The organism is Alsobacter ponti, from assembly GCF_024294805.1.
In the GTDB taxonomy this organism is placed as follows: Bacteria; Pseudomonadota; Alphaproteobacteria; order Rhizobiales; family Beijerinckiaceae; genus Alsobacter; species Alsobacter ponti.
The window spans coordinates 81,305-101,491 of the sequence record NZ_JANCLU010000010.1; the positions used below are offsets into that span (position 1 = coordinate 81,305).

A 20,187-nucleotide genomic window follows, 5' to 3' on the forward strand; every position below is an offset into this window, starting at 1 on the left:
ACGTGACCGACGCCGCCATCACCCACGACCCGCTGGCCCCCGGCCACTACGTCAACCCCGCGCCGTTCGACGCCTCGACGGCGGAGGCCATGACGGCGGCGGAGGAGCGCTTCTACCGCGCCTCGTCGCTGAAGCTGATCTGGTGGAAGTTCAAGCGCCACAAGGTGGCGCTCGCCTCGGCGATCTTCCTGCTGACGCTCTACGCCATGCTGCCCTTCGTCGAGGCCGTGGCCCCGTACCGGCTGGCCCAGCGCCACAGCGAGCACCTGTCGGCGCCGCCGCAGGGCGTCCACCTGTTCCACGAGGGGAGCTTCGTCGGCCCGTTCGTGTACCCCTACACGTTCCGCTTCGACATCAACACGTTCCGCCGCGAATACGTCGTCGACAGGACGCAGCCGCAGAAGCTGCGCTTCTTCTGCTCGGGCGAGCCCTACGATTTCTGGGGCATCGGCACGGCGCGCTTCCATCTCGTCTGCCCGCCGGAGAACGGCACATTCTTCCTGGTCGGCACCGACAAGCTCGGCCGCGACCTGTTCTCGCGCATCATCTACGGCGCGCGCATCTCGCTCACCGTGGGTCTGCTCGGCATCGCGGTGTCGTTCGTCATCGGGCTCACGCTGGGCGGGCTCGCCGGCTATCTCGGCGGCTGGGTGGACAGCACGGTGCAGCGCATGATCGAGGTGCTGCGATCGCTGCCGGAACTGCCGCTCTGGCTCGCCTTGTCGGCGGCGCTGCCGGCCAACTGGAGCCCGGTGCTGGTGTTCTTCGCCATCACCATCATCCTCGGCCTGCTGGACTGGCCGGGGCTGGCGCGGGCGGTGCGCTCCAAGCTGCTGTCGCTGCGCGAGGAGGATTTCGTGCGCGCGGCGGAGCTGATGGGCGCGTCGCGCACCCGCATCATCGCCCATCACCTCGTGCCGAACTTCATGAGCCACCTGATCGCCAGCGCCACGCTGTCGATCCCGTCCATGATCCTCGGCGAGACGGCGCTGTCCTTCCTCGGCCTCGGCCTGCGGCCGCCGGTGACGAGCTGGGGCGTGCTGCTCAACGAGGCGCAGAACCTCGCCGCCGTGAACCTCTACCCCTGGCTGCTGACGCCGATGATCCCGGTGATCCTCGTCGTCCTCGCCTTCAACTTCATGGGCGACGGGCTGCGCGACGCCGCGGACCCCTATAGCTGATGCGAACCGGGCCGGCGGCGGCGTCGCCGCCCGGCCCGCGCCTCACAGCGTCTGGGTGTCGAACAGCGGGTCGATCGATTCGCCCCAGCGCTCGCGGTAGAGCGCCAGCAGCGTTTCGGCGCGGGTGCGGCCGGTGGAGGCGATGATCTCGATGGGCTCGATGAAGCCCGTCTCGTCCCGGCCCTCGCCGTCGAGGCGGGCGCGGCGGCGCAGGCCCTCTTTGGCGATGTCGACCATCTGGCGCGCGATGTCGCGCACCGTGCCCTTGCGGAAGGGCGTCGCCAGCGCCGTCTTCGGCACGCCGTCGCGCAGCGCCTGGCGCTCCTCCTGCGTCCACCCGGCGACCAGCGCCTCGGCGTCGTTCAGCGCCTCGCCGTCGTAGAGCAGGCCGACCCACAGGGCGGGCAGGGCGTTCAGCATCGGGCGCGGCCCGGCGTCCGCGCCGCGCATCTCGATGTACCGCTTCAGGCGCACGTCCGGGAACAGCGTCGAGAGGTGGTTGGCCCAGTCGGAGATCGTCGCCCGCTCGCCCGGCAGCTGCGGCAGGCGGCCGGCCAGCAGGTCGCGGAACGACGCGCCCGCCACGTCATGGTACGTGTCGCCGCGCTTGACGAAGTACATCGGCACGTCGAGCGCCCAGTCGGTGTAGCGCTCGTAGCCCATGCCGGGCTCGAACACGAAGGGCAGCAGGCCGGTGCGGTCGCCGTCGGTGTCGCGCCAGATGTCGCCTCGGGTCGTGAGCAGGCCGTTCGGCCGGCCTTCGGTGAAGGGCGAGTTGGCGAACAGCGCGGTGGCGACAGGTTGCAGCGACAGGCCGACGCGCATCTTGCGCACCATGTCGGCCTCGCCGGCGAAGTCGAGGTTCACCTGCACCGTGCAGGTGCGGAACATCATGTCGAGCCCGCGCCCGCCGACCTTCGGCATGTAGCGCGCCATGATCTTGTAGCGCTGCTTGGGCATGACGGGCGTCTCGGCGCGCGTCCAGCCGGGGCTGTGGCCGAGCCCGAGGAAGCCGATGCCGAGCGGGCCGGCGACGCTGCGCGCCGCGTCGAGGTGGGCGCGCAACTCGGCGTCGGTCTCGTGCAGCGTCTCCAGCGGTGCGCCCGACAGCTCGAACTGGCCGCCCGGCTCGATCGAGATGGCGCCGCCGCCATGCGGGTCGAACAGGCCGATGATGTGCTCGCCGTCCAGGATCGGCTCCCAGCCGACGCGGGCCTGGAGGCCGGACAGCAGCGCGCCGATGCCGCGCGGCCCCTCATAGGGAACGGGGGCGTGGTCGTGCTCGTAAAACGGGAATTTCTCGTGCTCCGTGCCGATCCGGAACTCGGAGTCGGGCTTCTCCCCCTGCGCGAACCACGCGACGAGCTCGTCCCGGCTTTCGATGGGCGTCGGATCGGACTGGTCGCGGGCCATTGGAGTCCTTCGGGGAACACCCGCCAGAGTCGGCGGAGCCCTGTTACTTAGTTCGCAGAAACCGAGGTGGCAATCCGGCCAGGAGTTTGCAGTTATGCAAAGTGCGTCATGCGCGCGCTCAGGATCGCGATGCCCAGTCGCCCAGCACGCACTGCACCAGCGTCAGCGCCGCGACCGCGGCGGTGTCGGCGCGCAGGATACGCGGTCCGAGCGACAGGCGTACGACGCGGGGCAGGCGCAGCAGCCGCTCGCGCTCCTGCTCGGAAAAGCCGCCTTCCGGGCCGATGATGACGGCGAGCGGCCCTGGCCCGGCGCGGCGAAGCGCCTCCAGAGGGTCGCCCAGCTCGGCCTCCTCGTCGCAGAACACCATCAGGCGCCCGGGGTCCCACGCGTCGGCGAGCCGGTCGAAGCGCGTCTCCTCGCCGATCTCCGGCACGTTCAGCACGCCGCACTGCTCCGCCGCCTCGACGGCATTGGCGCGCATCCGCTCGAGATTGACCCGCGACACCTGCGTGTGGCGCGTCACCACAGGGCGGATCAGGCTCGCGCCCATCTCGACGGCCTTCTGGACCATGTAGTCGAGGCGGGCGTGCTTCAGCGGCGCGAACAGATAGTGCAGGTCGCCCGGCGCGGTCTGCGGACGCAGGAGCCGCTCCGGCGTGGCGCTCGCGCCCTTCTTGCCGAGCGCAGCGAGCCGCGCCAGCCACTCGCCGTCGCGCCCGTTGAACAGCACGATCGGCGCGCCCTCGGCCAGGCGCAGCACGTGCAGCGCGTAGTGGGCGGCGTCCTTGCCGAGCGGGACGGCGCGCCCCTCGGCGAGCGCGTCCTCGACGAACAGGCGCTGGGCGCGGAAGTCGTAGGCCGCCACGATGAAGCTCTCCCGGATGGACGCGTCCTGTGTAGGCCGGGGCCGAACCAATTTCAGCCGTTTTGTTCGGGCATGAGGACGAATTGCGAGCATGCCGGCCGGCCGTGGGATTGCGGTTCGGCGGGCGATGCTGGTATGCAACGCGCGGGTTTAGACGAGGCCGCTTCGATGACCGCAGACTTGACTTGCGCGCGCCGCCTGGCGCTTGGCGTCGCCCTTGGCCTGGGCCTGATGGCCGCCGGGACGGGCGCCGCGAGCGCCCAGACCGCCGAATGCGACGCCCTGAAGACCAAGTTCGAGGCCTTCGCCAACCAGATCAAGCAGGCGCAGAGCCTGGCCAAGTCCAAGGCCGGCCCCGACAAGGCGTGCGGCCTGTTCAGGCAGCTGCAGGCGACGCAGGCGTCGCTGGTGCCGATGCTGGAGAAGGACGGCGCGTGGTGCCACGTGCCGGACCAGACGCTGCAGGGCGTGAAGGCGCAGGCCGAGCCCATCGGCAAGGCCAAGGACAACGCCTGCACGGCCGCCGTGAAGTTCAAGCAGTTGGAACAGCAGGCCCGCAAGCAGCAGGAGCAGCGCGGCCCCGGCCTGATGGGCGGTGGCGACTCCGTCGTCGGCGGCCCGGTGAAGATGCCGCAAGGCGCGCTGTGACGCCCGCCGGCCGCATCGAGGCCGGCGACGCACCCGTTCCGGACGCTGCTCCCGGCAATCTCGTCGACCGGCTCGCTCCCGCTTCCTGGCGGCCCTATCTGCGTCTCGCCCGCATCGACCGGCCGACCGGCTGGTGGCTGCTGCTGCTGCCGTGCTGGTGGTCGACGGCGCTGGCCGCCGGCGCAGGCGGCTCCGGCTTCCCTTCGCCGGCGACGCTCGCTCTGTTCTGGATCGGCGCGGTGGCGATGCGCGGCGCGGGCTGCACCTACAACGACATCGTCGACCGCGACCTCGACCGGCAGGTCGAGCGCACGCGCGGCCGCCCCATCCCGGCCGGGCAGGTGACCCCGCGTCAGGCGGCGCTGTTCATGGCGGCGCAGGCGCTGGTCGGCCTCGCGGTGCTGCTCACCTTCAACCGCTTCGCCATCGGGCTCGGCTTCGCCTCGCTCGCCGTGGTGGCGGCGTACCCCTTCATGAAGCGCGTCACCTCGTGGCCGCAGGCTGTGCTCGGCCTCGCCTTCTCCTGGGGCGCGCTGATGGGGTGGGCGGCGGCGTTCGGCGCGCTGGCGTGGCCGGCCGTCGCGCTCTACGCCGGCGCGGTGTTCTGGACGATGGGCTACGACACCATCTACGCCGTGCAGGACTTCGAGGACGACGGCGTCGCCGGCATCCGCTCGACGGCGCGGCTGTTCGGCGCGCATACGCGGCTGGCGGTCGGCATTCTGTACGGGCTGGCGGCGCTGGGCGTCGCGGCGGCCTTGTGGGGCGCGGGGGTCGGGCCGGCCGGCCTCGCCGGGCTCGCCGGCTTCGTGGCGCATCTCGGCTGGCAACTGCGGACCGTGCGCGTCGACGACCCGCGCGGGGCGCTGCGTCTGTTCCGCGCCAACCGCGACGCCGGCCTGCTGCTGTTCGCCGGCCTCGCCGTCGACGCCGCGCTGCGCGCCGCGTGAACCTCAGCTGCGCGCGATGATCTCGCGCTCGCGGTGGACGGCCGGGCTCTCCGGCATCCGGCCGGGGCGGCGGCGGGTGAGGAAGCGCGGGCGGCGGCGCAGCAGCGCGCCGGGCCGGCGGCGGCTGTGCCGCTCGCCCAGCCGCACCGCGCCGATCTGCTCGTAGAACACCGTCTGCGCGCCGTCTTCCGCCTCGACGATCAGCTTCAGGCCCAGTTCGCGGGCGAAGCCCTGCCAGCGGGCGATCACCGTCTCGTCGTCGGCCGCCAGGTGAACCGGCGTCTCGGCGCGGCCGCCGCCGAAGGCGATGGCGACCTCGTAGAGCTCGCGTCCATCAGGCTCCGCGCGGCGGCGCAGCACGACGCCGGTGGGCCGGCCGCTCGCGGCGGACCTGTGGGGTGGGGCAGGGCTGGGGGCGGGGGCAGGGCCGGCCCCGGGCGCGCCGCGGGCGGGGGCGGACCCCGGCGCGGCGGCCTTCTCGGGCCGGTTGTCCTGTTCGCATGGACTGGACCACATCTGTGCCGTCTCCCTGAAGACGTGCGCGGCGACCTCTCGGTTCTTCCGCGTCGATGGCCTCATCTTGCCCCCGCCTCCTGCCCGGAACGCTTAATCGGCGTGGTTAAGCCCGGCTAACGGGCTCCTTAACGGCCGTTTTCCTTGACGGAGGGTTAGGAGGCCGCCGGGGCGGGATCGTCGCGCGCCGCCATGCGTTGGCGCTCAGCGCGCGCCTCTCCGGGCTGGCTGGAGCGTGGCTTGCCGCAATGCAGCAACGAGGGTAGAACCTCCGCAATTCAAGAGGTCGAGCGAATGGCGATCGTGCCGAGCGACATCCCCATCGGCGCGCTGACCGTGGCGCGCGAGGCGGCCGAGGCGGCCGGGCGGATGGCCATCGCCTATTTCCGCCATGGCTCGCCCACAACCGCCGGGATCGACTACAAGCACGGCGGCTCGCCGGTGACGGAGGCCGACCTGCTGGTCGACGCCTTCCTGCGCGAGCGGCTGATGAACGCCGCGCCGGATTTCGGCTGGCTCTCCGAGGAGACCGCCGACGCGCCGGCCCGGCTGAACAAGCGCCATGTCTGGGTGGTGGACCCGATCGACGGCACCAAGTCGTTCGCGCGCGGCGATCCGGACTGGACCATCGCCGTGGGGCTGGTGCGCGACGGCGCGCCGCTGGCGGGCTTCGTCTACGCCCCGGTCACGGACGAGATGTTCGAGGCGATCCCGGGCCGTCCCGCTCTGCTCAACGGCCACCCCATCGCGGTGTCGCGCCGCGCCGCGCTGGCCGGCGCGCGCATCGCCGGGCCGCGCCCGGTGCTCGACGCGTTGCACGCCTCCGGCGCCGGCATCGAGCGCGCCGCCCGCATCCACTCGCTGGCGCTGCGCATCGTGCGCGTCGCCGACGGCACGCTGGACGGCGGCGTCGCCGCCAACGGCCCGCACGACTGGGACCTCGCCGCCGCCCACGCCATCCTGATGGCGGCCGGCGGCGTCATGCTGACGGCGGAGGGTGAGACCCCGCTCTACAACCGCCGCTCGACGCGCCACGACGCCGTCGCGATGGCCGGGCCGGAGCTGGTGGAGCCGCTCGCCGCCGCGCTCGGCCGCCGCGAGCGCTCCCGATCCTGATCCCTTACCCCTTGTCGACAACCATATCCTTTCAGAGGCAGGCCATGACCCAGACCACGCTTCCGCAGCTTCCCCACCTCGTGTTCGGCGGCGAACTCGTGCGGCTGGACGGCACCGAGTTCCGCGACCTGTCCAAGCTCGACATTGTCGGCATCTTCCCGAACTATGCGACGGCGCACGCGGCGTGGAAGGCCAAGGCGCAGGCGACGGTCGACAATGCGCACATGCGCTACTTCATCGTTCATCTCCACCGCTTCCTCGATCCCGCGGCCATGCCTGGCGTGGCTCCGATCGAGCGCGGCTGATCGCGCCGGACGCGGGGGCGCGCCGATGCGGACCCCTCGCTGGGCGCTGAGGGCGCTCGGCCGCGGCTTCGCGGCCTATCTCCGGCTTGTGCGGCGCACGAGCCGGATGACGCTCGACCCGCCGGACCTGTTCGACCGCCTGGAGCCCGACTGGCCGTTCGTGTGCGCGCTGTGGCACGGCCAGCATTTCATGATCCCCCTCGGCAAGCGCCCGCAGGACCGCTACGCCGTGCTGATCTCCCGCAGCGACGACGGCGAGATCAACGCCGCCGCCTGCGAGGCGTTCGACATCCGCCCCGTCCGCGCCTCCGGCGGCGATCCGCGCAAGATGCGCAAGCGCGGCGGCGTTTATGGCCTGCGCGAGATGCTGCGCGCTTTGGAGCAGGGCGACAGCGTCACGCTCACCGCCGACATCCCGAAGCGGGCGCGCGTCGCGGGGCTGGGCATCGTCACGCTCGCCCGGCTCTCCGGCCGGCCCATCTACCCCTGCACCGTGGTGTCGAACCGGCGCGTCACGCTCGGCAACTGGGACCGCACCACCGTGGCGCTGCCGTTCGGACGCCTCGTGCTGGCGGTCGGGGAACCGGTGCGGGTGGCGCGCGACGCCGACGAGGCGGCGCTGGAGCGCGCCCGGCTCGCCGTTCAGGCCGGACTCGACGAGGTCCATGCGCGCGCCTACGGCATTTTGGGCCTGGCCGACCCCGGCGCCCGCCTCAGGGATGCCGCATGACCGCGCTTCCGCTCGGGCTGCGGGCCTATCGCGCCGCCACCGCTCTGCTCGGGCCGGCGGCCCCCGCCTTCCTCGAAGCCCGCGCCCGCAAGGGCAAGGAGGACCGCGCCCGGATCGGCGAGCGGATGGGGCGCGCCAGCCGGCCGCGTCCGCCGGGCCCGCTGGCCTGGCTGCATGGGGCCAGCGTCGGCGAGAGCCTTTCGCTGCTGCCGCTGGTCGAGCGGCTGGTGAAGCGGGGCCTCAACGTGCTGTTGACGACCGGCACGCTCGCCTCGGCGGAGCTGATGCAGCGCCGTCTGCCGCCCGGCGCGTTCCACCAGTTCGTGCCGCTCGACGTGCCCGCCTTCGTGCGCCGCTTCCTCGGCCATTGGCGGCCCGACATCGTGCTGGTGTGCGAATCCGAGCTGTGGCCCAACGTGATCCTCGAAGCCGAGCGCCGGGGCGTTCCGCTGTTCCTGGTCAACGCCCGCATGTCGGAGCGCAGCTTCCGGCGCTGGTTGCGCGCCGCCCCGGTGATCGGGGCGCTGCTGTCGCGCTTCGCCATGTGCCTCGCCCAGTCCGACGCCGACGCCGACCGGCTGCTGCGGCTCGGCGCGCCGCGCGTCGGATCGGTCGGCAACCTCAAGTTCGACATGCCGCCTCTGCCGGCCGATCCGCTGAAGGTGTCGGCCATGAGCGGCACGATCGCCAGCCGTCCCGTGTGGATCGCCGCCTCGACCCATCCCGGGGAGGACGAGCTGGTGACGGCCGTCCACCGCACCCTGGCCCCCCATTATCCCGGCCTGCTCACCATCATCGCGCCGCGCCACGTCCAGCGCGCCGGGGAAATCGCCGAGCTGGCGAAGGAGGAGGGGCTGCGCGCCGCCCTGCGCTCGCGCGGGGAGGAGCCCGGCCCCGGCGTCGACGTTTACATCGCCGACACGATGGGGGAGCTCGGCCTGTTCTTCCGCGTCGCGCCCATCGTGTTCATGGGCGGCACGCTGACGCCGGTGGGCGGCCACAACCCCATCGAGCCCGGCAAGCTCGGCGTCGCCGCCATCGTCCACGGGCCGCACGTCCACAACTTCGTCGACGTGTTCGCCGCCTTCGACCGCGACGGCGCGGCGCTGGCCGTCGCCGATGCGCAGGGCCTCGCCGAGGCGGTGGGCCGGCTGCTCTCGGACGGCGCGCGCATCCGCGCCATGACGCGGGCCGCCACGCACACCTGCGACAAGCTCGGCGGCGCGGTGGAGCGCACCATGCAGGCGCTGGAGCCGCTGCTGGCCTCCCTCGACGCGCGGACGCCCTGATGCGCGCGCCGGCCTTCTGGGCGAGGCCGGGTTCGCCGCTCGCCGTGGTGCTGGCCCCGCTCGGAGCTCTGTACGGGGCCGTGGCGGCGCGGCGCATGGCGAGGCGCGGCGCGTCCGCCCCGGTCCCGGTCGTCTGCGTGGGCAATTTCGTCGCCGGCGGGGCGGGCAAGACGCCGACCGCGCTCGCCGTTGCCGCGCTGCTCGCGCGCGACTTGCGGCGGCCAGTGTTCCTGACGCGCGGCTATGGCGGAAGCCTGCGCGCGCCGACGCTGGTCGACCTCGCCCGCCACGCCCCCTCCGAGACCGGCGACGAGGCGCGCCTGCTCGCCGCCGCGTTCCCCACCGTCGTGTCGCCGGATCGTCCGGCCGGCGCGCGCCTCGCCGGCGGCCAAGGCGACGTCATCGTCATGGACGACGGCTTGCAGAACCCCTCCCTTGCCAAGGACGCCAGCCTCGCCGTCGTCGACGCCGGGGCGGGCCTCGGCAACGGGCTGTGCCTGCCGGCCGGGCCGCTGCGCGCGCCGCTCGCGGCGCAGGCCAGGCAGGTGGACGCCGTGGTGCTGGTGGGGGAGGGCGTCGTCCCCGCCGTCGAACGGCTCGGCCTGCCCCTCCTGCGCGCGCGGCTGCGGCCCGACGAGGCGGCGGCGGCGCGCCTCAAGGGCCGCAAGGCGCTGGCCTTCGCCGGCATCGGACGGCCGGAGAAGTTCTTCGAGACGCTGCGCGAGGCCGGGGCCGAGTTGGCCGCGACGCGGTCCTTCGCCGACCACAAGCCCTATGACCTCTCCACGCTGGAGGCGCTGCGCCGCGAGGCCGGGTCGCTCGGCGCGACGCTCGTGACCACCGAGAAGGACATGGCGCGGATGCGCGGGGCGCTGCCGCCCGAGGCGCTGGAAGGGATCGACACGCTGCCGGTGACGCTGGCGTTCGACGACGAGCGGGCCCTGCTCGCGCTGCTGCGGCGCAAGCTCGGGGTCAGGCCTTCGGCGTGACGCCGAGACGCTGCAGCACGGCCTCGCGCGAGACGTAGGCCTCCTGCAAATCGACGTTCCAGTAGCGCAGATCCTCGATGGCGATGGGCTCGCGCGTCACCGCGCAGCGCACGAACGCGCCCGGCTTGACGATGCGGAAGTCGCCGTCGAGATATTCGACGACCGCTTCGCCCTGGATCGCGGGCCGGCGCTCGAACCGGTTCATCATGGCCCTCACTCACCCTTGGCGCCGGATCGTTCGGCGCGCGCGCCTTATGTAGACGATCGGCCGGCCGGCTCCAAGCGCGGCGCGCCGCCTCAGCTGCCGAACAGGCTGCCCTGGCCGCTCGGCCCGCCGCCCGCCTTCGGGCGCGCCGGCCGGGGCTTGCCGCCCTCGCCGGCGACGGCGCGGACCTTGCCGTCGTGGAACTCGATGTCGAGCACCGCGCCCGGAGCGATGGCGGCGGCGTCGCGCAGCGGCGTGCCGTCGGCGGCGTGCACCAGCGCGAAGCCGCGCGCCAGCACGCCCCTGTACGAATAGCTCTCGGCGAGCTGCCACACCGCGCCGAGCCGCGTGCGGCGGCGCTCCAGCAGGCCGGCCATCGCCATCCCGGCGCGCGCCGCGACCGAGGCCAGCCGCTCGCGGCGCTGGGCGACGCGCAGCGTCTCGGCCCGCAGCAGCGCCTCGCGCGATGCGACCAGCCGGCTGCCCAGCCCGTCGATCCGCGCCCTGAGCCCGGCGAGTCGGGCCTCCGGCGAGAGGCGGGCGAGGCGGCGCGCGGCCTCCAGCAGCCGCGCCTCGTGGCGGCGGGAATTGACCAGCAGCGCGCCGGGCAGCCGCCCGGCGGCGAGGTCGAGGCGCTGGCGCGGCGCGGCCAGCAGGTCTTCGGCGTGGGGCAGGGCGCGGACCGCCGAGCGCAGGTCGGCGCGGTTGCGGTCGAGCAGGCGCAACTCCCCGGCGACGAGCCGCGCGCCCAGGCTCTGGACGGCGGCGAGCAGGTCGCCGCGCACCGGCACGGCGATCTCGGCCGCGCCGGTCGGCGTCGGGGCCCGGCGGTCCGAGGCGTGGTCGATCAGCGTCGTGTCGGTTTCGTGGCCCACGGCCGAAATCAGCGGAATGGCGCTCTCGGCGGCGGCGCGGACGACGGCCTCCTCGTTGAAGCCCCACAAATCCTCCAGCGAGCCGCCGCCGCGCGCCACGATCAGCAGGTCCGGCCGGGGGATCGGGCCATCGGCCGGCAGCGCGTTGAAGCCGCGGATGGCGGCGGCGACCTCGGCGGCGCAAGTCTCGCCCTGGACGCGCACGGGCCACACCACGACGTGGCGGGGGAAGCGGTCGGCCAGACGGTGCAGGATGTCGCGGATCACGGCTCCGGTCGGCGAGGTGACGACGCCGATGACGCCGGGCAGGAAGGGCAGGGGCTTCTTGCGCGCGGCGTCGAACAGGCCCTCGGCGGCGAGGCGCTTGCGCCGCTCCTCCAACTGGGCCAGCAGCGCGCCGACGCCCGCCGGCTCGAGGCTCTCGACGATGAGCTGGTATTTCGACTGTCCGGGATAGGTGGTGATGCGCCCGGTGGCGATCACCTCCATGCCCATTTCGGGCCGGAAGCGCATCTTCGCCGCCGTGGTGCGCCACATCACGCCCGCCAGGCACGCCTTCTCGTCCTTGAGGTCGAGGTACACGTGGCCGGAGGAGTGGACCTTCACCGCGCCCAGCTCGGCGCGCACGCGCACGTGGCCGTAGGCGTCCTCCAGCGTGCGCCGCAGCGCGCCGGAAAGCTCGCTGACGGTCCATTCCGGGGCGTTGACGAGGGCGGTGTCGCTCATGGGCTGAGCATAATCGGCGAATCGGGGGCGAGATAGCCCGGCCGGGTCGACAGCACCGCGCCTCCCGCTCTAAACAGCGGGCGACGACGAGGCACGCACGGCGGAGGGGCGCATGAACATCCTACTCATCGGCTCGGGCGGGCGCGAGCACGCCCTGGCCTGGGCGCTCGCCCGCAGCCCGCGCTGCGCCCGCCTGTTCGTCGCGCCCGGCAATCCCGGCACCGCGACGCTGGCGACCAACGTGGCGCTGGACGTGACGGACCACGCCGCCGTCGTGGATTTCTGCCGCGTCATGGGCGTCGACTTCGTCGTGGTCGGCCCGGAAGCGCCGCTGGTCGCCGGCCTCGTCGACGACCTCGCGGCGGCCGGCGTCAAGGCCTTCGGCCCCAGTCGCGAGGCGGCGCGGCTGGAAGGCTCCAAGGCCTTCACCAAGGAATTGTGCCGCGAGGCGAACATCCCTACCGCCGCCTTCGCGCGATTCACCGAGGCCGCCCCGGCCAAGGCCTATGTGCGCGAGCGCGGCGCGCCCATCGTCGTCAAGGCCGACGGCCTGGCGGCCGGCAAGGGCGTGGTTGTCGCCGCCGATGTGGCCGAGGCGGAGGCCGCCATTGACATGATGTTCGCCGGCGGGCTCGGCGCGGCGGGCGCGGAGATCGTCGTCGAGGAATGCCTGGTGGGCGAGGAGGCCTCGTTCTTCGCCCTCGTCGACGGCGAGGAGGCGGTGGCGCTCGCCTCCGCCCAGGACCACAAGCGCGTCGGCGACGGCGATGTCGGCCCCAACACCGGCGGCATGGGCGCGTATTCGCCCGCCCCGGTGGTGACGCCGGAGGTCGCGGCGCGCGTCATGGCCGAGATCGTCCGCCCCACCGTGGCGGCGATGAAGGCGCGCGGCACGCCGTTCCGCGGCGTGCTGTTCGCGGGGCTGATGATCACCGCCGACGGCCCCAAGTTGATCGAATACAACGTGCGCTTTGGCGACCCCGAGTGCGAGGTGCTGATGCCGCGCCTCCTCGGCGACCTCGTCGACATCCTTCTCGCCACGGCGGAGGGCCGCGTCGCCTCGGTCGACATCGGCTGGCGCGAGGAGGCGGCGCTGACGGTGGTGATGGCGGCGCGCGGCTACCCCGGCAAGCCCGAGGCGGGCACGCCGATCCGCTCGCTCGACAAGGCCGAGGCGCTGCCGGACGTGCTGGTGTTCCACGCCGGCACCAAAGCGACGCCGGACGGCGGCGTCGTCGCCAGCGGCGGGCGCGTGCTCGCCGTCACCGCGCTGGGCGCGACCATCGCGCAGGCGCAGCTTCGCGCCTACGAGGCGGTGGACCGCATCGACTGGCCGGGCGGCTTCTGCCGCCGCGACATCGGCTGGCGCGCCGTCGGGCGCGACTGAAGCGGCATTGCGCCGGCGCGCGGCGCGGTCCACCCTCGCCGCCGCCCCGCGATTTCGGAGGTGATCATGTCCGACCTGGCCGACCTCTTCCCCGGCTTCGAGAGCCACTGGATCGACACGCAGGCCGGGCGGGTGTTCGCGCGCTCGGGCGGCGCCGGCCCGCCGCTGGTGCTGCTGCACGGCTTTCCGCAGACGCACGTGATGTGGCACCGCGTCGCCCCGGCGCTGGCCGAGCGGTTCAGCGTGGTCGCCATGGACCTGCGCGGCTATGGCTGGTCGAGCGCGCCGCGCGGCGACGACGAGCATCTCCTCTATTCGAAGCGCGCCATGGCGGAGGACGTCATCGCCGTCATGGAGGCGCTCGGCCATGTCCGCTTCGCGGCGGTCGGCCACGACCGCGGCGGTCGCGTCGCCTACCGGCTGGCGCTCGACCATCCCGGCCGGCTGGACCGGCTGTGCGTGATCGACATCATGCCGACGCTGTCGATGTGGGAGGGCATGACCGCGGCGCGCGCGCTGCAGGTCTATCACTGGACCTTCCTGGCGCAGCCCGCGCCCCTGCCCGAGCGGCTGATCGGCGGCGACCCGATCTTCTGGATGGAACAGAAGCTCGCCGCCTGGAGCGGCACGGGCACGCTGGAGCGGTTCGACCCGCGCGCGCTGGCGCATTACCGCGCCGCGTTCAACAACCCGGACCGCATCCACGCCATGTGCGAGGACTACCGCGCCGGCGCCACCGTCGACCTGAAATTCGATCGCGAGGACCGCGACGCCGGCAGGACGATCGCCTGCCCGACGCAGGCGATCTGGGGCGCGAGCGGCATCCCGGCCGCCAACTCCAGCCCGCTCGACACCTGGCGCGCCACCTTCGCGCCTGGGATCGTGGGCGGAGCGGTCGAGTCCGGTCATTTCGTGCCGGAGGAGAACCCCCGGGCGATGCTCGACCTGCTGCTTCCCTTCCTGCTCGCCTGAGCGCCCGCCCGGATCGTCCCTTGCGCCTCTCCATTCCAAGCTCCGCCGTCGTCGCCGCGCTGGTCGGCTTCGGCGGAACGCTCGCCCTCATCGTTGCCGCCGCCAGGGCGGCGGGGGCCGATCCCGCGCAGGTGGCCTCCTGGGTCACCGGGCTCTGCCTCGCCATGGCCTTCACCAGCGCGTGGCTGAGCTGGCGGCTGCGCATGCCCATCGTCACCGCCTGGTCGACGCCGGGCGCGGCGCTGATCGCCGCTTCCGCCGCCCCGGTCGGCATGGAGGCGGCGACCGGCGCGTTCATCCTCGTCGCCGTGCTGATCCTGCTCACCGCCGCCGTGCGGCCGCTGGGCGACGCGGTGGCGCGCATCCCGGCCGGCGTCGCCGCCGCCATGCTGGCGGGCGTGCTGCTGCGCTTCGTGCTCGCGGTGTTCGAGACGGCGCAGACATCGCCGATGCTGGCGCTGCCGCTGGTGGCGCTGTTCCTGGTGGCGCGGCTCGTCAGCCCGGCGGGCGGCATGCTGTTCGTGGTGGCGGCCGGCATCGCGCTCGCCTTCGGCCTCGGCCTCGTCGGTCCGCTGCCCGACGGCATGCTGCGGCTCTCCACCGTGACGCTGACGACGCCGCGTTTCGAACCCGCCGTGCTGGTCGGGCTCGGCCTGCCGCTCTACCTCGTGACCATGGCCTCGCAGAACCTGCCCGGCTTCGCCGTGCTCCGCGCCTGCGGCTACCAGCCGCCGGTGCGGCCGATCCTGGCCGTCACCGGGCTCGCCTCGCTGCTCACCGCGCCGCTCGGCGCGCACACCAGCAACCTCGCCGCCATCACCGCCGCCATCTGCACCGGGCCTGACACCCACCCCGACCCGGCGAAGCGATGGCCGGTGGGGCTGTTCTACGGCTTCGTCTACCTCGTCTTCGCGGCGTTCGGCGCGTCGCTCGTGGCGCTGTTCGCCGCCATGCCGGGCGATCTCGTGCGCGTGGTGGCCGGCCTGGCGTTGCTCGGGCCGCTGATGGGCGCGCTCGGGGCGGCGATGGCGCAGGAGAAGACGCGCTTCGCCGCCGTGCTGACGCTGGTGGTCACCGCCTCCGGCGTCACCGCCTTCGGCGTCGGCTCGGCCTTCTGGGGGCTGGCGGCGGGGCTCGCCGCGCTCGGCCTCGAGCGCGCCGCCACGCTCCTGCGCCGGGGATGAGCCGGCCCGCCCGGGCCTGCGCGCTTGACCTCGCGGCGACGTCGCCACACAAACGCGCTGCACCGCAACCCGCGCCGAGGCCCGAGCCGACATGAACGCCGCCGCATCCCCCGCCGCCAAGCCGCGCCTCGACGTGCGGTTGTGCGCGCCGCGCGGATTCTGCGCCGGCGTGGTGCGCGCCATCGACGCCGTCGAGCAGGCGCTGCGCGTGTTCGGCCCGCCGGTCTATGTGCGCCACGAGATCGTCCACAACAAATACGTGGTCGAGGGCCTGCGCCGGAAAGGCGCGGTGTTCGTCGACGAACTGGACGAGGTGCCGGATACGCAGGCGCCGGTGATCTTCTCCGCCCACGGCGTGCCGAAGTCGGTGCCCGGGGAGGCGGCGGGACGCGGCCTGTTCGCCATCGACGCCACGTGCCCGCTCGTCACCAAGGTGCACCGCGAGGCCGAGCTGCACTGGCGGCGCGGCCGCACGGTCGTGCTGGTCGGCCATGCCGGCCATCCGGAGGTGGTCGGAACGATGGGCCAGCTCCCGGCCGGCGCGGTGCTGCTGGTCGAGACGGTGGAGGACGTCGCCCGCCTGGCGCCGCCCGACGAGGCCGCGCTCGCCTATGTCACCCAGACGACGCTGTCGGTCGACGACACGCGCGAGATCGTCGACGCGCTGCGCGCCCGCTTCCCGGCGATCGCCGCGCCCCACAAGGAGGACATCTGCTACGCGACCACCAACCGCCAGGAGGCGGTGAAGAAGGTCGCGCCGCAGGTCGACGCCATGCTGGTCGTCGGCTCGCCGAACTCGTCCAATTCGCAGCGCCTCAAGGAAGTGGCGGAGCGCGCCGGCTGCGGGCTGTCGCGGCTGGTGCTGCGCGCCTCCGACATCGACTGGGCGCTGTTCGGCGACATTCGCTCGCTCGGCATCACCGCCGGCGCGTCGGCCCCCGAGGTGCTCGTCGAGGAGATCATCGACGCCTTCGCCGAACGCTACGACGTGCGGGTCGAGACCGTCTCGACGGCCGACGAGAGCGTGTTCTTTCCCCTCCCGCGCGACCTGCGCGACAAAGCCGCGGAGTAGCGCGTGGCCGTCTATACCGAAGTGACCGACGAGGAGCTGACGGCCTTCGTGGCGCAGTACGACGTCGGGGCCGTGCTGTCCGCCAAGGGCATCGCCGAGGGCGTCGAGAACTCCAACTACCTGATCCACACCGAGGCGGGCTTCTTCATCCTCACGCTCTACGAAAAGCGCGTGAAGGAGGACGACCTGCCCTTCTTCATCGGGCTGATGGAGCACCTGGCCGCCAAGGGCCTCACCTGCCCGCAGCCGGTGCGAATGCGCGGGGGCGGGGCGCTGGGGCGGCTCGCGGGGCGGCCGGCCGCCATCGTCACCTTCCTGGACGGCATGGGCGTCAAGCGCCCCGGCGTGCCGCATTGCGGCGCGGTGGGCGAGGCGCTGGCGCGGCTGCACCTCGCCGGCGCTGATTTCGGCATGCGCCGCGCCAACGCGCTGTCGGTGCAGGGCTGGCGGCCGCTCTACGAGGCGGCGCGCGAACGCGCCGACACGGTCACGCCCGGCCTCGCCGAGGCGACGGCGCGGGCCCTTGCGGGGCTGGAGGCGAACTGGCCGCGCGGCCTGCCGGAAGGCGTCATCCACGCCGACCTGTTCCCCGACAACGTGTTCTTCCTCGGTCCCCGCCTCTCCGGGCTCATCGACTTCTATTTCGCCTGCACGGACGCGCTCGCCTACGACCTCGCCATCTGCCTCAACGCGTGGTGTTTCGAGGTCGACGGCTCGTTCAACCTCACCAAGGGCCGCGCCATGATCGCCGGCTACGAGCGGGTGCGCCCACTGACGCCGCCGGAGGCGGAGGCGCTGCCGCTGCTGTGCCGGGGGGCCGCGCTGCGCTTCATGCTCACCCGCCTCGTCGACTGGCTGAACGTGCCGCCCGGGGCGCTGGTGAAGCCGAAGGACCCGCTGGAATATTACCGCAAGCTGCGCTTCCACGAGCGCGCGACCTGCGCCGCCGACTACGGGCGCGACGCGTGACGGACCCGGCGAAGGCGGCCGCGGACCGCGTGGTGATCCACACCGACGGCGCGTGCTCGGGGAACCCGGGCCCCGGCGGCTGGGGCGTGCTGATGACCTACGGCGAGCGGCGCAAGGAGATGAAGGGCGGCGAGGCGCTGACGACCAACAATCGCATGGAGCTGATGGCCGCCATCATGGCGCTGGAGGCGCTGAAGCGGCCCTGCGAGGTCGATCTGTGGACCGACAGCCAGTACGTGCGCCAGGGCGTCACGTCCTGGATCTACGGCTGGAAGGCGAACGGCTGGAAGACCGCCGACAAGAAGCCGGTGAAGAACGCCGAGCTGTGGCAGCGGCTCGACGAGGCGCGCCGCCGCCACACGGTGCATTTCCACTGGGTGAAGGGCCATGCCGGGCACGTCGAGAACGAGCGCGTCGACGAGCTCGCCCGCGAGGGCATGGCCCCGTTCAAGAAGCCGGGGCGCTGACGCCGGTCAGACGGCGGCGGCGCGCTCCGAAAGGTCGGCGAGCATCTTGTCCGCGCCCGACAGCTCCGCCTTGCCCGCGCCTTCCTCGACGTTCAGCGCAGTGACGACGCCGTCCTCGACCAGCATCGAGTAGCGCTGCGAGCGCGTTCCCATTCCGAAGGCCGAGCGGTCGGCTGAGAGGCCGACAGCCTTGGCGAAATCGGCGCTGCCGTCCGCGAGGAACTCGATCTTGCCGTCCGCGCCCGTGGCCTTGGCCCAGGCGTCCATCACGAACACGTCGTTGACGCTGGTGACGGCGATCGCGTCGACGCCCTTGGCGCGCAGTTCGTCGAAGCGGGCGAGATAGCCGGGCAGGTGGTTCTTGTGGCAGGTGGGGGTGAACGCGCCGGGCACGCCGAACAGAATGACCTTGCGGCCCTTGAAGACCTGCTCGGCATTCACCGCCGAGGGGCCCTCGGCGGTCATCACCCGGAAAGTGGCGTCCGGGATCCGGTCGCCCACTGCGATCGTCATCGTCACATCTCCATGGAAGGCCCGTGTCGTCGAGAAAAGCGCGGGCTCGGGGCGAGTTCTAGGGCCCGCGGCGAAAAAGGCCAGAGGCCGCGGCGCGCCGAATGCGCCTCACTTCGCCTTGGCCTTGAGGGCCGGGGGCGTCAATTTCGTCTCCACCGCGGCGTCGTCGGCCGTCAGCGTCAGCACCACCGGGATCCTGGAGACGTCTCCGTCCTTCGGCGACTCGGTGGCGGGTATCCGGTAGTTGACGAGCCGAGCGCCCGGGCCGTGCGGCAGCGCCGCCACCGGCACGGGGGCGGAGAACACCCAGCCGTCCGGCCCTTCGGCGAAGATGTCGACCACGCCGGCCGTATCGGGCACCAGCGCGGAGACGAGCAGCGCCTTGCCGCCGGACGCCTCGACCGAGCGGAACGTGGGCGGGGGGCCGTCGCCGATCGCATGCTGCGCCGGCGCGCGCTTGCGCGCCTCGGCGATGGCCGCCATGTGCGGCGTCGACAGGCCCGCCTTGGCGAGCGCCAGCTTCGCCTCTCCCTTGACCGGAATGCAGATCTGCTCGCACACCGCGTAATCGAGCTTCAAGGCCAGCACCACCGGCTTGGCCGGGTCCGCCGCCTCCACCGAGAGCGGCAGCACGACGTGCTCCTTGTAGCCGATCGAGGACCCCGCCGCGTCCTCGAACCGGTAGGGGGCGGGCCACAGCACGGTGACGCCGGCGACGTTCTGCGAGGCGCTCCAGTCGAACTCGGGCGGCAGGCCGGAATCGCCGGGCGTGCGCCAGTAGGTCTTGAATTGCGGGTCCAGCTTGATCTCGATGCCGGCCGCGTACACCCGCCCGGCGGCGTCCTGCGGCCCGCCGTCGAGCAGCCGCATCGTGGCGTGCAGGCCGCGCGACCATTCCGACGCGCCGGCGGCGGCGCGCGACGACCATTCGGCCCGCGCCGGGGCGGCGGCCAGCCCCAGCGCGAGCAGCGCCAGAAGCGGACGGAAGCTGGACATGGCGGGGCGCGGAGCTCTCATTGCCAAATGGTCATGCACGATCCGGGGGCCCTCCGACAAATGACGAGCCCGTGACGCGCCCGCGAGCCGGGGGGCGTTTTTCGGCCTCCAGCGGCCCCGGACGGCCGCCCGTCCCCGGCCTCCGGGGGGAACAAGCGGTTCCGGGCCGGCGTTTGGATCGCGAGGAGAAAGAGGCTAACATGATCAACATTGACACGTTGAACGTTGCGACAGAGATGAGCCCCAGCGGTTTTCTCGACGGTCAGCTTCTTCTCGCGATGCCCGGCATGCCGGACGAGCGGTTCAGCCGGGCCGTCATCTATGTCTGCGCGCACTCGCCCGAAGGCGCAATGGGGCTGATCATCAACCAGCCCGCTCCCAACATCGAATTTCCGGCGCTGCTCGAACAGCTCGAGATCACGCCGAAGAGCATCCGCCTGCCCGCTTCGGCCGAGCATTTCCCCGTGCTGCGCGGCGGCCCGGTGGAGACCGGGCGCGGCTTCGTGCTGCATTCCTCCGACTTCTTCATCGACCGCTCGACCCTGCCGATCGACGAGGGCATCTGCCTCACCGCGACGATCGACATCCTGCGCGCCATCGCCAACGGCGAGGGGCCGCGCCAGGCCGTGCTGGCGCTCGGCTACGCCGGATGGGGCGCGGGGCAGCTGGAAAGCGAGATGCACGAGAACGGCTGGCTGCACTGCCCGCCCGATCCCGACCTCGTGTTCGACGGCCGCTTCGACACCAAGTACGACCGCGCGCTGCGCAAGATCGGCATCGACCCGGCCATGCTGTCGACCGAGGCCGGCCACGCCTGAC

At 72.8% G+C, this 20,187-nt stretch carries 22 protein-coding genes; 15 read left to right on the forward strand and 7 right to left on the reverse strand.

Annotated elements, in window-relative coordinates; genetic code table 11:
* The first annotated feature begins 89 nt into the window (after positions 1-89).
* On the forward strand, positions 90-1,181 hold the full coding sequence (locus tag NK718_RS11840; RefSeq protein ID WP_254742512.1) for an ABC transporter permease: 1,092 nt from the start codon (positions 90-92) through the stop codon (positions 1,179-1,181).
* Positions 1,182-1,223: 42 nt separating this feature from the next.
* Here the strand turns inward: NK718_RS11840 and NK718_RS11845 are convergent, their stop codons facing one another.
* Together NK718_RS11845 and NK718_RS11850 are read right to left on the reverse strand one after the other, a co-directional pair.
* A complete protein-coding gene (locus tag NK718_RS11845) occupies positions 1,224-2,594 on the reverse strand; it encodes a glutamate--cysteine ligase (protein ID WP_254742264.1) in 1,371 nt (456 codons plus the stop codon).
* A gap of 118 nt (positions 2,595-2,712) precedes the next feature.
* Entirely contained in the window at positions 2,713-3,462 is a 750-nt protein-coding gene (locus tag NK718_RS11850) for a 16S rRNA (uracil(1498)-N(3))-methyltransferase (protein WP_254742267.1), read from the reverse strand.
* A gap of 168 nt (positions 3,463-3,630) precedes the next feature.
* Between NK718_RS11850 and NK718_RS11855 the strand changes: the two genes are divergently transcribed.
* Together NK718_RS11855 and ubiA are read left to right on the forward strand one after the other, a co-directional pair.
* Complete coding sequence (locus NK718_RS11855) at positions 3,631-4,110, forward strand: hypothetical protein (protein WP_254742270.1); 480 nt, start codon at positions 3,631-3,633, stop codon at positions 4,108-4,110.
* Positions 4,107-5,060, forward strand: a complete 954-nt coding sequence (ubiA, locus tag NK718_RS11860) for a 4-hydroxybenzoate octaprenyltransferase (protein WP_254742273.1) — start codon at positions 4,107-4,109, stop codon at positions 5,058-5,060. Before NK718_RS11855 ends, ubiA begins: the two co-directional genes overlap by 4 nt.
* A 3-nt stretch (positions 5,061-5,063) precedes the next feature.
* Here the strand turns inward: ubiA and NK718_RS11865 are convergent, their stop codons facing one another.
* Complete coding sequence (locus NK718_RS11865; RefSeq protein WP_254742276.1) at positions 5,064-5,576, reverse strand: DUF6101 family protein; 513 nt, start codon at positions 5,574-5,576, stop codon at positions 5,064-5,066.
* A 291-nt stretch (positions 5,577-5,867) separates the two neighbouring features.
* Between NK718_RS11865 and NK718_RS11870 the strand changes: the two genes are divergently transcribed.
* From NK718_RS11870 to lpxK, 5 genes are read left to right on the forward strand one after another with little or no spacing between them, the layout of a single operon-like run.
* Entirely contained in the window at positions 5,868-6,689 is an 822-nt protein-coding gene (locus NK718_RS11870) for a 3'(2'),5'-bisphosphate nucleotidase CysQ (RefSeq protein ID WP_254742279.1), read from the forward strand.
* Between the two features lie 44 nt (positions 6,690-6,733).
* Positions 6,734-6,994 carry a DUF4170 domain-containing protein gene (locus NK718_RS11875; RefSeq protein ID WP_254742282.1) on the forward strand — a complete coding sequence of 87 codons (261 nt, stop codon included), beginning with the start codon at positions 6,734-6,736 and terminating at the stop codon, positions 6,992-6,994.
* A gap of 25 nt (positions 6,995-7,019) precedes the next feature.
* The gene (locus NK718_RS11880; RefSeq protein ID WP_254742285.1) at positions 7,020-7,724 is read left to right on the forward strand and encodes a lysophospholipid acyltransferase family protein; all 705 of its coding nucleotides are present in this window, start codon (positions 7,020-7,022) and stop codon (positions 7,722-7,724) included.
* Positions 7,721-9,013, forward strand: coding sequence for a 3-deoxy-D-manno-octulosonic acid transferase (locus tag NK718_RS11885; protein WP_254742288.1), 1,293 nt, complete (start codon positions 7,721-7,723; stop codon positions 9,011-9,013). Before NK718_RS11880 ends, NK718_RS11885 begins: the two co-directional genes overlap by 4 nt.
* Positions 9,013-10,002, forward strand: coding sequence for a tetraacyldisaccharide 4'-kinase (gene lpxK, locus NK718_RS11890; RefSeq protein WP_254742291.1), 990 nt, complete (start codon positions 9,013-9,015; stop codon positions 10,000-10,002). The genes NK718_RS11885 and lpxK overlap by 1 nt, the downstream gene beginning before the upstream one ends.
* On the opposite strand, the gene NK718_RS11895 is transcribed toward lpxK, so the two are convergent.
* Entirely contained in the window at positions 9,986-10,207 is a 222-nt protein-coding gene (locus tag NK718_RS11895; RefSeq protein WP_254742514.1) for a DUF2093 domain-containing protein, read from the reverse strand. The two genes, lpxK and NK718_RS11895, sit on opposite strands and share 17 nt — an antisense overlap.
* Before the next feature lie 92 nt (positions 10,208-10,299).
* On the reverse strand, positions 10,300-11,808 hold the full coding sequence (gene xseA, locus NK718_RS11900; protein ID WP_254742294.1) for an exodeoxyribonuclease VII large subunit: 1,509 nt from the start codon (positions 11,806-11,808) through the stop codon (positions 10,300-10,302).
* A gap of 112 nt (positions 11,809-11,920) precedes the next feature.
* Between xseA and purD the strand changes: the two genes are divergently transcribed.
* The 6 genes from purD to rnhA all read left to right on the forward strand — a co-directional run bounded on the left by purD (position 11,921) and on the right by rnhA (position 17,859).
* Positions 11,921-13,195 carry a phosphoribosylamine--glycine ligase gene (gene purD / locus NK718_RS11905; protein WP_254742297.1) on the forward strand — a complete coding sequence of 425 codons (1,275 nt, stop codon included), beginning with the start codon at positions 11,921-11,923 and terminating at the stop codon, positions 13,193-13,195.
* A 66-nt stretch (positions 13,196-13,261) separates the two neighbouring features.
* Positions 13,262-14,167: an alpha/beta hydrolase gene (locus NK718_RS11910; protein ID WP_254742300.1), complete on the forward strand. Its 906-nt coding sequence runs from the start codon at positions 13,262-13,264 to the stop codon at positions 14,165-14,167.
* A gap of 20 nt (positions 14,168-14,187) precedes the next feature.
* Entirely contained in the window at positions 14,188-15,351 is a 1,164-nt protein-coding gene (locus NK718_RS11915; protein ID WP_254742303.1) for a benzoate/H(+) symporter BenE family transporter, read from the forward strand.
* Positions 15,352-15,442: 91 nt separating this feature from the next.
* Positions 15,443-16,423 carry a 4-hydroxy-3-methylbut-2-enyl diphosphate reductase gene (gene ispH / locus NK718_RS11920; protein ID WP_254742306.1) on the forward strand — a complete coding sequence of 327 codons (981 nt, stop codon included), beginning with the start codon at positions 15,443-15,445 and terminating at the stop codon, positions 16,421-16,423.
* A 3-nt stretch (positions 16,424-16,426) separates the two neighbouring features.
* Positions 16,427-17,392, forward strand: coding sequence for a homoserine kinase (locus NK718_RS11925; RefSeq protein ID WP_254742309.1), 966 nt, complete (start codon positions 16,427-16,429; stop codon positions 17,390-17,392).
* Complete coding sequence (gene rnhA, locus NK718_RS11930) at positions 17,389-17,859, forward strand: ribonuclease HI (RefSeq protein WP_254742312.1); 471 nt, start codon at positions 17,389-17,391, stop codon at positions 17,857-17,859. Before NK718_RS11925 ends, rnhA begins: the two co-directional genes overlap by 4 nt.
* 6 nt (positions 17,860-17,865) lie before the next feature.
* On the opposite strand, the gene NK718_RS11935 is transcribed toward rnhA, so the two are convergent.
* Both NK718_RS11935 and NK718_RS11940 read right to left on the reverse strand, forming a co-directional pair.
* Positions 17,866-18,372 carry a peroxiredoxin gene (locus NK718_RS11935; RefSeq protein ID WP_254742315.1) on the reverse strand — a complete coding sequence of 169 codons (507 nt, stop codon included), beginning with the start codon at positions 18,370-18,372 and terminating at the stop codon, positions 17,866-17,868.
* A 108-nt stretch (positions 18,373-18,480) separates the two neighbouring features.
* Entirely contained in the window at positions 18,481-19,368 is an 888-nt protein-coding gene (locus NK718_RS11940; RefSeq protein WP_254742318.1) for a protein-disulfide reductase DsbD domain-containing protein, read from the reverse strand.
* A gap of 200 nt (positions 19,369-19,568) precedes the next feature.
* Between NK718_RS11940 and NK718_RS11945 the strand changes: the two genes are divergently transcribed.
* Complete coding sequence (locus NK718_RS11945) at positions 19,569-20,186, forward strand: YqgE/AlgH family protein (protein WP_254742321.1); 618 nt, start codon at positions 19,569-19,571, stop codon at positions 20,184-20,186.
* Position 20,187: the final 1 nt, after the last annotated feature.